Origin of the sequence: Halorubrum sp. Ea1 (assembly GCF_002252965.1) — an archaeon.
Classification (GTDB): Archaea; Halobacteriota; Halobacteria; order Halobacteriales; family Haloferacaceae; genus Halorubrum.
Genome location: NZ_NHPG01000149.1, coordinates 1 through 10232 on the forward strand (window position 1 = coordinate 1; position 10232 = coordinate 10232).

17 protein-coding genes, 1 tRNA gene and 1 pseudogene are annotated in these 10232 nt (G+C 64.8%); 18 read left to right on the forward strand and 1 reads right to left on the reverse strand.

Annotated features, from left to right (window positions below; all coding sequences use genetic code 11):
- A pseudogene (locus tag DJ73_RS18810) lies at positions 1–264 on the forward strand (SAM-dependent methyltransferase); the annotation flags it as partial.
- Between the two features lie 65 nt (positions 265–329).
- Positions 330–1160 (forward strand): orotidine-5'-phosphate decarboxylase, encoded by an 831-nt coding sequence (gene pyrF / locus DJ73_RS18815; protein WP_094522625.1) that lies wholly within the window; start codon positions 330–332, stop codon positions 1158–1160.
- Between the two features lie 36 nt (positions 1161–1196).
- On the opposite strand, the gene DJ73_RS20525 is transcribed toward pyrF, so the two are convergent.
- On the reverse strand, positions 1197–1340 hold the full coding sequence (locus DJ73_RS20525) for a hypothetical protein (RefSeq protein ID WP_176451172.1): 144 nt from the start codon (positions 1338–1340) through the stop codon (positions 1197–1199).
- A 50-nt stretch (positions 1341–1390) separates the two neighbouring features.
- Between DJ73_RS20525 and trmY the strand changes: the two genes are divergently transcribed.
- From trmY to DJ73_RS18885, 16 genes are all read left to right on the forward strand, one after another.
- Positions 1391–2011 carry a tRNA (pseudouridine(54)-N(1))-methyltransferase TrmY gene (gene trmY, locus DJ73_RS18820; protein WP_094558741.1) on the forward strand — a complete coding sequence of 207 codons (621 nt, stop codon included), beginning with the start codon at positions 1391–1393 and terminating at the stop codon, positions 2009–2011.
- Positions 1992–2372, forward strand: coding sequence for a CHY zinc finger protein (locus DJ73_RS18825; RefSeq protein WP_094522629.1), 381 nt, complete (start codon positions 1992–1994; stop codon positions 2370–2372). The genes trmY and DJ73_RS18825 overlap by 20 nt, the downstream gene beginning before the upstream one ends.
- Positions 2373–2467: 95 nt before the next feature.
- Positions 2468–2540 (forward strand) — tRNA-Pro (locus DJ73_RS18830).
- 73 nt (positions 2541–2613) lie between these two features.
- Positions 2614–2955, forward strand: a complete 342-nt coding sequence (locus DJ73_RS18835; RefSeq protein ID WP_094558742.1) for a hypothetical protein — start codon at positions 2614–2616, stop codon at positions 2953–2955.
- On the forward strand, positions 2952–3419 hold the full coding sequence (locus tag DJ73_RS18840) for a hypothetical protein (RefSeq protein ID WP_254921714.1): 468 nt from the start codon (positions 2952–2954) through the stop codon (positions 3417–3419). Before DJ73_RS18835 ends, DJ73_RS18840 begins: the two co-directional genes overlap by 4 nt.
- A gap of 268 nt (positions 3420–3687) precedes the next feature.
- Positions 3688–4272 carry a molecular chaperone DnaJ gene (locus DJ73_RS18845; RefSeq protein ID WP_094558744.1) on the forward strand — a complete coding sequence of 195 codons (585 nt, stop codon included), beginning with the start codon at positions 3688–3690 and terminating at the stop codon, positions 4270–4272.
- The gene (locus DJ73_RS18850) at positions 4265–4798 is read left to right on the forward strand and encodes a hypothetical protein (RefSeq protein ID WP_094558745.1); all 534 of its coding nucleotides are present in this window, start codon (positions 4265–4267) and stop codon (positions 4796–4798) included. The genes DJ73_RS18845 and DJ73_RS18850 overlap by 8 nt, the downstream gene beginning before the upstream one ends.
- A 167-nt stretch (positions 4799–4965) precedes the next feature.
- Positions 4966–5193: a hypothetical protein gene (locus DJ73_RS18855; protein WP_094558746.1), complete on the forward strand. Its 228-nt coding sequence runs from the start codon at positions 4966–4968 to the stop codon at positions 5191–5193.
- On the forward strand, positions 5190–5504 hold the full coding sequence (locus tag DJ73_RS18860) for a hypothetical protein (RefSeq protein ID WP_094558747.1): 315 nt from the start codon (positions 5190–5192) through the stop codon (positions 5502–5504). Before DJ73_RS18855 ends, DJ73_RS18860 begins: the two co-directional genes overlap by 4 nt.
- Positions 5491–6348, forward strand: coding sequence for a hypothetical protein (locus DJ73_RS18865; protein ID WP_094558748.1), 858 nt, complete (start codon positions 5491–5493; stop codon positions 6346–6348). The genes DJ73_RS18860 and DJ73_RS18865 overlap by 14 nt, the downstream gene beginning before the upstream one ends.
- A 7-nt stretch (positions 6349–6355) precedes the next feature.
- Complete coding sequence (locus tag DJ73_RS18870) at positions 6356–6877, forward strand: HNH endonuclease (protein WP_094558749.1); 522 nt, start codon at positions 6356–6358, stop codon at positions 6875–6877.
- A 15-nt stretch (positions 6878–6892) separates the two neighbouring features.
- A complete protein-coding gene (locus DJ73_RS18875; protein WP_094558750.1) occupies positions 6893–7096 on the forward strand; it encodes a hypothetical protein in 204 nt (67 codons plus the stop codon).
- Positions 7089–8495 (forward strand): DNA cytosine methyltransferase, encoded by a 1407-nt coding sequence (locus DJ73_RS18880; RefSeq protein ID WP_254921715.1) that lies wholly within the window; start codon positions 7089–7091, stop codon positions 8493–8495. The genes DJ73_RS18875 and DJ73_RS18880 overlap by 8 nt, the downstream gene beginning before the upstream one ends.
- 106 nt (positions 8496–8601) lie before the next feature.
- Positions 8602–8742 carry a hypothetical protein gene (locus DJ73_RS20530; RefSeq protein ID WP_176451173.1) on the forward strand — a complete coding sequence of 47 codons (141 nt, stop codon included), beginning with the start codon at positions 8602–8604 and terminating at the stop codon, positions 8740–8742.
- Positions 8743–8883: 141 nt separating this feature from the next.
- Positions 8884–9171: a hypothetical protein gene (locus tag DJ73_RS19965; RefSeq protein WP_141212995.1), complete on the forward strand. Its 288-nt coding sequence runs from the start codon at positions 8884–8886 to the stop codon at positions 9169–9171.
- 84 nt (positions 9172–9255) lie between these two features.
- Positions 9256–10164, forward strand: coding sequence for a pentapeptide repeat-containing protein (locus DJ73_RS18885; RefSeq protein WP_094558751.1), 909 nt, complete (start codon positions 9256–9258; stop codon positions 10162–10164).
- Positions 10165–10232 lie beyond the last annotated feature (68 nt).

The window sequence follows — 10232 nt, forward strand, 5'->3', positions numbered from 1 at the left end:
GGGCTGGCCGACGCGGTCGTCGTCGCGGCGTTCGCGCCGCGGGGGAACCGACCCGCGAACGCCGCTCTCGCCGGCTTCGCGCGGGTGAACGGGCGGCTGTTCGACCTGGACTCGGACGACCCGCTCGACCGACTGGACGCGCGGACGACGGCCGCGCGGCGGGCGCTCGCGGACAACGCGGAGACGGTGACCGAGGAGCGGTACCTCTTCGGGACGATCACGGCGTACGCCGGGCACGGTCGTGCGGTCGCTCCGGGTGAGTGACGGACGACCGAAGGGAGCCCGAGCGGAACGCAACGTTTAGCGCGCCCCCGGCCGCAGTGGCGGGCATGAGCTTCTTCGAGACGCTCGCGGCCCGGATCGAGTCGACGGACAGCGTCGTCTCGGTCGGCCTCGACCCGGACCCGAGCCGGCTCCCCGACTCCGTCGCCGACGCCGACCTGCCGCGGTGGGCGTTCAACCGCCGGATCATCGACGCGACCCACGAGCACGCCGCGTGCTACAAGCCCAACGCCGCGTTCTACGAGGACGCCGACGGCTGGCGCGCGCTCCGGGAGACGATCGCCTACGCCCACGGCAGGGACGTCCCGGTCCTGCTCGACGCCAAGCGCGCCGACATCGGTAACACCACGCGGCGGTACGCCGCGGCGCTCGACGACGCCGACGCGATCACGGTGAACCCGTACCTCGGTCGCGACTCCCTCCAGCCGTTCCTCGACCGCGCGGAGAAGGGCGTCTTCGTCCTCTGTCGCACCTCGAACCCCGGCGGGAGCGACCTCCAGGACCTCGAACTCGCCTCGGGCGAGCCGCTCTACGAACGGGTCGCGGCGCTCGCGGACGTGTGGAACGCGAACGACAACGTCGGCCTCGTGGTCGGCGCGACCGCCCCCGAGGAGCTGGCCGAGGTCCGCGAGATCGTCCCAGAGATCCCCTTCCTCGTCCCCGGCGTGGGAGCGCAGGGCGGCGACGCTGAGGCCGCGGTCGAACACGGGCTCGCCGACCGCCCGGACGCCGCCGTCGACGTGGGGCTCGTCAACTCCTCGCGCGGGATCGTCTTCGCCGGCGAGGAGTCGAGCCGCCCGGACGACGAGGCGACGTACTTCGGCGCCGCGGGCGACGCGGCCAAGCGGCTCAAAAAGCGGCTGAACCGACACCGGTAGGCGGTCCGTCGACGACCGGCCGGCTTCGGGGCCGAGTCACTGCCGGCGGCCCTGCGTACACGCCGTGCAGAGGCCGGCGTCGTCGCTCCAGTGGTCCTCGCAGACGGCCCGCCCGCACTGCGGACAGCCGTGGCGCGCCGGCGCGGCCTCGCAGATCTGACAGATTCCGGTAACGCTCATACGGATCGTCGGGTCGGGTCGCTTATGAGTGTCGGGGGCGACCCCCGCGTATGCGCCAGTTCGTCGTCATCGGTCACGAGGTCCCGACCGACCCGGACGAGATCTCGCTGTCGGACCTGCCCGGCGCGGGCCGGTTGGACTTGCTCTGTCGGTGCGTCGCGAGCGGCGTCTTCCTCTCGCACGGGATCCGCGAGTCCGTGCGGGTCCACCTCGTCGTCGCCGACGAGCTGACGGTCAGCTTCGACTCGGACAGCCTCCGCCACCTCCACCCGGACGAGCGTAACGTCGCCGCGCGGATCCGAGACGCGCTCGCCGCGAAGGCGGACGCGATCGGCCACATGCCCGCGGACGTCTCGCCGGGCGTCGAACTCCGCCGGATGGGACTGGAGGCGACGCTGGACCGGCTGCTCGACGCGGGCGGCACCGGCGCGTCCGTCGACCCGACGCTCGTCCAACTCCACGAGGACGGCGACCCCCTCGTCGACGCCGCCCCGCCGACCGATCCCGTGTTCGCTCTCTCCGACCACCGCGACTTCACCGACGGGGAGGAGGAACTGCTCGCGGAGCGCGCGGAGCGCCGCGTCCGCGTCGGTCCCGAACTGCTCCACGCCGACCACGCGGTCTCGGTCGTCCACAACTGGCTCGACACCGATGGGTACGAGTCCTACTGATCGCCGGACGACGACCGCGCCGGCGACCGACGACCGGTTCGCGGTCCCGCTGCGAGGCGTCGCCGTCGACTCGGAGACGCGGTGCGCGCACTGGGACGACCCCGTGGACGTGATCGCGCTCCGCTTCGGCTGCTGTGCGACGTACTACCCCTGCGACGCCTGCCACGACGCCGCGGCGGACCACCCGGCCGAGCCCTGGCCCCGCGACCGCTTCGACGAGCCGGCGGTGCTCTGCGGCGTCTGCGGCGCGACCCTCTCGGCCCGCGAATACCTCGACTGTGACGACGACGCCTGTCCGCGGTGCGGCGCCGATTTCAACCCCGGCTGTCGCGAGCACCGGGACCGGTACTTCGAGGCGTGACCCGGCCGTTCGTCGGGAGCCGACCGGTCGGCGACCCGGAGCCCGCTTCCGACATTCGGAAAGGTTAAAAGAACGAACGGCCTTCTGTCGCATGCGGGCCGGTGGGGTAGCTTGGTATCCTTCGGCCTTCGGGTGGCCGTAACCACGATTCAAATTCGTGCCGGCCCATAGGATACATATACCTTTTCCACCTTTTTCTTACACTTAGAGGCACTCTCGCGCCGATTCAGGAGGTGGGGTTATGAGCAGCGTCGAGCGGCAGATCGACGTCGACGTCGACGCTGACGAGAACGCGGCGCGCGCGGTCGTTGAGGAGCGCCGTGAACTCGAGATCGGCGAACTGTTCAACGCGAATGGCGAGCTGCGGCTCTGGCAAGACAGTGCTGGCTGGAGCGGCTACGTTCGCGAACAAGTCGAAGGCGAGACCGCCTACTTCTCCGTGAACACCCGATTCGACGAAGACGAGTGGATCTCCAAGATCCGCTGCGGAGAGAAGGCAGTCCACGACGCGATTCGGAGCCACATCGAGGACAGGCACGCGGGTGGCGTCGGCAACTTCGTGAAGAGGTGCTCGCCGCCATGAGTGCCGAGACACGCGTCGAGGAAGTTCGCGAGCAGATCGCGAACCGTCTCGGCGAGCCTGATCAGTTCCGCTTCCCGAACGGTTGGACTACGTCCTCCAGTTGGAAGCGAGCACAAGCGGCGCCGTCGAACGTCGGTCCGGTCAACCCGGCTGAGTTCGACGTGCTGCTCGGCTACGTCGACGAAGACGGCATCTCGAAACACCGCGTGCTGTTCGCGCTCTACGAGGGAGATCTCGTTGCCGAGTGCGAGTGCGACGGCTACCGGTTCCGCAGCTGGTGCGCTCACGTCGCACTGCTCTGGTGGAAGTGGTCACGCGAGCAGCTCGCCGTCACGAACCTCGAAACCGGACGGACCTACCTCTCGCCGCCGTGGTGGTGGCAGCGGGACGGCGTCGAGGCGCAGACCGAGCTCCAGGTCTCGAACGATCGGCCGCTCGCGGCCGACGGAGGTGTTGACCAATGACTTCCGTTTCGACTGTTTCGGGTGGAACAACTGGAGCGTACGAACCGTACGGTTCTCCGGTCCCACCGTACGGCACCGATTCGACGACAATCGAGAGATTTGACGGCTCTCACGTTGAATCAGCGAAACCGTACGGGGGTACGGGGGTGTGTGAGAATCGGCGCCCTCGTAGCGCACACGAGTGTGTGAGCGCGAACTTAGGGCGGCGCGCGCGCTGCCGCGCATTATGCGGCCGTGGCCGGGTCCGCAGGCGTAGCGGGGTGTCGGCATGAGCGGTCTCGACTGGCCGACGGGCTTCGAGCGGACGCCGGAGTCGGAGCGCGAGCGGAACCGGAGCTTCGAGGCGACGCTCGGCGCGACGACGTCCGAACTCGCGACCGAGATGGACCGGATGGGCGTCGACCACTGGCGCGGCGAGATCGCGAACGCTCACACGAAGTCGAACGGACTGCCGCTGCACAACGCGACCCCGGACGATCCCGGATTCGTGCTGCGGTGGACCGACGACGAGCAGTTCGCGGTGGCGTGCGACGACTCGCCGCGGCTCCGCGACAACGTTCGCTACGTCCTGAAGTGGGTCAACGAGACGCGGATGCGGAGCCAGCGGCCGGTCCAGACCGGCGACTCGGAGTTCGCGGCGGCGCGGCTGCCGCCGGCTGACGACGACGCTGTCGCCGGAACTGCCACGAGCCAACCGGCGCACGAAGTGCTCGGCGTCGCGCCGGACGCGCCGGAGAACGTCGTCGAGTCGGCGGCTCGCGCTCGGAAAGCGGAGACGCACCCGGACAGCGGAGGCGACTCCGACGAGTTCCAGCGCGTCGTCGAGGCCGAGGAGGTGATGCTCGATGAGTGACGACGGTCGCGTCGCGAAGGCGCCGATCAGCGACGAGAGGCGGCTCGAAGTGCTGGAAGCGGCCGAGGAAGAGCACGGCTCGATGGCCGACGCGGTCCGGCACGCCCTCGACAGGCTTGCCGACGCCAGCGAGACGGAAGCGGAGACCTCGCCCGGCGAGGTCGACGTCCCGGCGAAGGCGCTGGAAGGCTACTGGGAGCTCGTCGAGTGGACCGAGGTCGGCGGTCGCATCGAGATCGGGACGGCGGAGTCGGTGCTGGCGAATGCGCTGAACATCCCGAAGCCCGGGGTTCGGTCCCGGGTGATCAAGCCGCTCGTGAACGAGAACCTGCTTTGGAAGGACTGGGCCCATGAGGGCGTGTGGCTCGTTGTCGGCCGGCGAGACGGTGAGCCGCTGAACGCTCCCGAGCGAGGCCCGACACCCGAAGCGTCGTCGACATCGTCGGAAGCGGCGACGGATGGCAGCGAGGCTCGCAAGCGACTCGACGAGCTGGCCTCGGCCGGCGAGGTGGTAAGCGATGTCTAGTCGACGAATTAAGGGTCGAAGCGCGGGATTTCCTCTGACATGGTACCCCCGCAGTAGCATTAATATGTCAGTTGGAAATTGCGAAATAAGTTGTGATGTCGACGGGGAGATATCTCATCTCAAAGTCGGCTGTGATGAGCTGACCACGGCCGACACGGGGGTGGCCGATGGCGAGTAGTGAGCACGTGGGTGGCGCGGCCGACAACGTCGACATGAGCGGGCCGTCCGACCCGGAGCCGTATGAACTCGACGTCGACGAGCGTCGGGTCGTCTCGGCGTACTGCTGTACGTGCGAGGCGACGACGACGATGCTGATGGAGGTCGGCGACGACTCGCCGTGGGAGCACGACGCGTCGAACGCTAGCCACCAGGTCGAGTACTGGAGGGAGGCATGAGCGTCGACGAGACGCCGCAGGAGGCGGCGCCGGAGCAGCCGGCCGTCCTCGAGGTGGACGTTGTCGGCGACCGTGCGCTGGTGAGCGTCGAGCGGGGCGACATCTCGCTCGTCGTGGAAGCGCCGGTCGGGATCTCGGCCGAGGAGTTGGAGAAAACGCTGGCGGGGCTGCCGGAGAGTATCGAGCGAACGACCGGGAGGTTCGCGGAAACTGCGACTATGAGTGCCAACACCACCGAGAGAGACGGGAGTAGCGACATCGAAGAGACGGTCGATGGCGATGTCGAGGTGGTGCCTGATGGCAGCCGCTGACGCGGAAGGAACTGAGGACGCTGCCGAGGAGGAAGAAACGCCGGACGCTGAGGCGGAACCGATCGAGAACATGACGGTCATCGTTCGGGCAGAGGTGCTCCAGCAGGTGATCGATCAGCTGCTGACCGTGGTCGACGAGGCGATTTTCCGCGTCGGCTACGATGGGCTGTCGGTCACTGCGGTCGACCCGGCGAACGTCGGCATGGTCGACCTCGAGGTCGAACCGGGAGCGTTCGAGTCGGTCGGCGACGGAATGTTCCCGATCGGGCTGAACCTGCAGCGTCTCGACGACTACATCGACGGTGCGAGTGGCGGGGACCCGGTGACACTCTCATTCCTACCTGAAACGCTGTCGGTGGAGATCCAGCACACGAACGTCGAGGTGGAGATGGCCGGGATCAACACCGAAGCGATGCGGGGGGAGCCCGACATCCCGGATCTCGATCACAACGTGGATTTCACCGCCGAGGCTGGTGTCTTCAGAGACGCTGTCGAGAACGCGGAACTCGTCAGCGACCACGTCGAGTTCGAGGCGGTCGTCGACGACCAGGAGCTCGTCGTGAGTGGCGATGGAGACACCGACACGATCGAGACGGTGCTCGGCTCTGACGAGCTCCCGGAAGCGAACTTCGACTCAGACGCGACTTCGATGTACTCGCTCGCCTATCTGGTCGGCGGCTCTGCGGAGGGGAGCAAGCTCAAGGGGCTTCTGAAGCCGATGAGCAAGGGAACGGATCTCCGTGTCGAGTTCTCCGAAGAGATGCCCGTGAAGATGTACTACGACTTCGCGGACGGCTTCGGCCACACGACGATGATGCTCGCGCCGCGGATTCAGGCGAGGTGATGACGGTGTGGGAAACTACCATCTCGGTGAGAACGAAGTGCAGCCATTCGCGACGTGGCAGCACGCGAAGCCCGGCCACGGGAGCGGCGCCGGCTACGAGCGCTGGCGGTCGACGGAACACCGACCGCACACGCCGACAGACGGCCGAGAGGACGTCTACGTCGCGCATCATCGACTGCTCGCGGTGGTCGAGTGCTACCCGCTCGACCAGCCGATCGAGTCGGTCCTCGACGATCTCGCGGAGAAGGACGTGCATCACCGCAACGGGATCAAGTGGGACAACCGGCCGGGAAACATCGAACCGGTCGAACACGCTCGCCACGCGTCGATCACCCAAGAGCAGGTCCGGGCGTGGGCGCAAGACGAGAAGCGCGAGCAGCGGCGTCGTGCAATTGGCCTCCGAAACGAGTCGACGTGCGACGGCTGCGGCGAGCCGGCGGAACTGCTCGCGACCTCGCCCGGATTCGCCGGCGAGCGGTGCCTGGAGTGTGCGAGACAAGAGTGCGACGGCGAGCCCATCGAGGTCTAGCCAGGGTGAGAACGCGTGAGCGACACCGGAAAGGACGCGTGGCTGCTCTCGCTGACTGACGAGCAGATCGAGCAGCTGCAGAACGACGATATCGCTGTCATCGCGACGGAAGGCTGTGTGTTCATCGCGGTGCACTCGGAGCACGCTGAGGAGGCGCGCAAGGCGGTTGCGGACGGTGATGCGGAGCTGGTGGAGCGCGAGGTGATCGACCGTGACTGACGACGTTGTTCGCGCTGTCGACCTGTTCTGCGGCGCGGGCGGCACGCTCGAAGGGCTCTCGCAGGCCTGCGACGACCTCAGCGTCGAGCTCCAGGTGACAGCAGTCAACCACTGGGAGACGGCGATCGAGACACACAAGCGGAACCACCCGAACGGCGACCATCACGTCTCGAAGGTCGAAGAACTCCACCCGCCGGATGTCGTCGAGGAGGACGGTGTCGACGTGCTGATCGCGTCGCCGGAGTGCACGCACTTCTCGGTGGCCCGCGGTGGGAAGCCGGTGAACGAGCAGAAGCGGGCGTCGCCGTGGCACGTGCTCGACTGGGTGGAGAAGCTCCGCCCAGAGAACGTGCTGCTCGAGAACGTCCGCGAGCTGAAGTCGTGGGGCCCGGTCGACGACGATGGAAACGCTACCCGGAACGGCGAGATCTTCGAGACATGGATCAACGCGTTCCACGCCCTCGGCTACTCGGTCGACTGGCGGGTGCTGAACGCGGCGGACTACGGTGACCCGACGACTCGGAAGCGGCTGTTTGTCGTCGGTCGGCGCGGCCGACGCGCGTCGTTCCCGGAGCCGACGCACAGCGACGGCGACGACGAGCTGCCTGACTGGCGACCGGCCGCGGAGGTCATCGACTGGTCCGACGCCGGCGAAAGCCTCTGGCAGCGCGACCGGCCGCTGGTGAACAATACGATGCAGCGGATCGCCGAGGGCATCCGCCAGCACTGCGACGAGCGCCTCGAACCGTTCGCTGACGCTGTCGGCGAGCTCGGAAAGGAGGACGTGGCGGCGATGCAGGAAGACGTCGTTGACGCTGGCGAGGTTCACGGGATCGTAGAGGAGCGGTGCGAGCCGTTCCTCGTGAAGTACTACGGCACGTCGACGGCGAAGCCGGTCGATGAGCCGATGGACACGGTGACGGCGCAAGGCGGGAAGTACGCGCTGTGTGAGCCGTATCTACTCGGCCAGCAGTCGGGAGCGACGGCGCGGAGCGTCCTCGACGATCCGGTGCCGACCGTCGCGACCCGCGGCGCGATCGGGCTCTACAACCCGACGACGTTCGTGCTCCCGCGGAACGGCTCGCGGGGTGGGCTGCACTCGAACGCGACGTACGAACCGGGAGAGCAGCCGCTCCACACGGTCACCGCACGGAACCAGGACGGCCACCTCGTGAGTCCGTTCCTCATCGAGTACTACGGGAACGGCCAGTCGAACGCCGTCGACGGGCCACTCCCGACGGTGACGACACGCGACCGCTTCGCGCTGGTCGTCCCGGAGGCGTTCCCGTACGGGCTCGACATCCGCTTCAGGATGCTCCAGCCACGGGAGCTCGCCGCGGCGATGGGGTTCCCGCCGGACTACGAGTTCGCGGGCAACAAGACGGAGACGACGAAGTAGATCGGGAACGCGGTGCCGGTGAATCTCGCGAAGGCGCTGACGAAGGAGCTACTCGTCGGCGAGAAGGCGTCACTCCAGACGTTCACCGAGCAGGAGGTGACCGGCGATGACTGAACGAGCGTCGATAGCTCGCGAGCACCTGCTCGGTGCGACGGTGTGGGCGTACGGCGAGGGTGCCGCCCGAGTCCGTCCGTGGACCAGTGCTCGAGATGTGCGGATGCCAGCGAGGTTGACCGATGGCGAGTGAGAAACACCGCTCACCTCAAGCTTTCTTAAATATATAATTTTCCCAACCTCGAATTTGGCAAATGCCTATCACAGCGTCAGAAAGGCCTAATTTCCCGGTTGTAGGTGAAACATCAAGTAGGAGCGACCGCTGCTGATTGGTATGGCTGAATCCGACAGCGAGAACATTAGGGAAGACTCAAACAAGATACTAATCTCAATTCGGGATTGTCTCCGGGGTACAGCATTCGGAATTGGTTGGATTGCTACGACAATTTCTAGTAGAACTGCTATAGCACTACTCGGAATGATGGCGATCACGCTGTGGTATTCTTCAACGAAATTTCACCCGGCAAAGGCGAGCATTCTCGATCAGGTTGGTGAATTCGATGGAAACTGGATATCGATCGGGGGCCGCTTCTTCGGAAGGCCATTTGAAATTAGCATCTGATTTGAGTGCTGTTTGAGAAGTAACCAGCTCCTAGTTGCTTTTGTTCTCGTTCGCTCTTTACCTATTGCGCACAATTCTCTCTCTATGAGTAATCATGAATACGAAATTCCGAACGACGATGATTTGTCATTTGAAGATGTTGGCCCGAATGCCTCCCTCAGAGAAGCTGATCTATCAGATGCACATCTTGAAGGCGCCGATCTTTCGGATGCAAACCTTTCATTAGCCAACCTTTCTGGAGCTAATCTTAAGGGGTCCAATCTTGAGCGAGCTAACCTATCGCAAGCCAATATTCTTGGGGGCGACCTGTCAGGGGCGACTCTATTAGATGCTAACTTGTCTGGGGCAGAACTTTCGTTTGCTGACCTGTCGGAGGCAGACCTCAAAGATGCTGATCTGTCGGAGGCAAGGATCCGCGATGCTGATCTATCAAACGTGCTGTTAGGGGACACAAATCTTGATGATATAATAATGTCACGCGGAACTAACATTCACTCTCCTAATAATCGACTCAAACAGTTTTTGAATGAATCAGACATCTCCAAACAACGACAGTACGATGTTATTGCTCGAGCGAATCATGAGCTTCGAGAGGCATTCAGCGAGAACGGACTCCTCAACCAAGCCCGAGCGGCCAGAGTACGAGAACGAAGCGCTCGTCGAAAAGAAGCAAAGGCAGAAGGAGGATGGAAAGGGAATTTCGACTGGGCTATTTCGCGCCTGTCGAGTGCATTTACCGGATATGGTGTTCAGATCAAACCAATCGTCGGGTGGATGATACTACTGTATTCTTTGTCCGCCGTGGTGTATTGGCACTGGGGCGGGATGGGATGGGGTAGTAGCATGTACTATAGCGTGGTGACATTCACGACATCGCCTCCATATACTCCACCCACGGGATTACCGAGTGTGGTCGCGGGAGTCGAGACATTTGCTGGAACAGCGGCTATCGTGTTCCTCGGTTATATTCTTGGCTCCCGCGAGAGAATCTGACTAAACTAAAAATCGATGTTCGGTTGGATCGGAGTGTTCATTGTAACCGCGCCTCAACTGTTATTAAT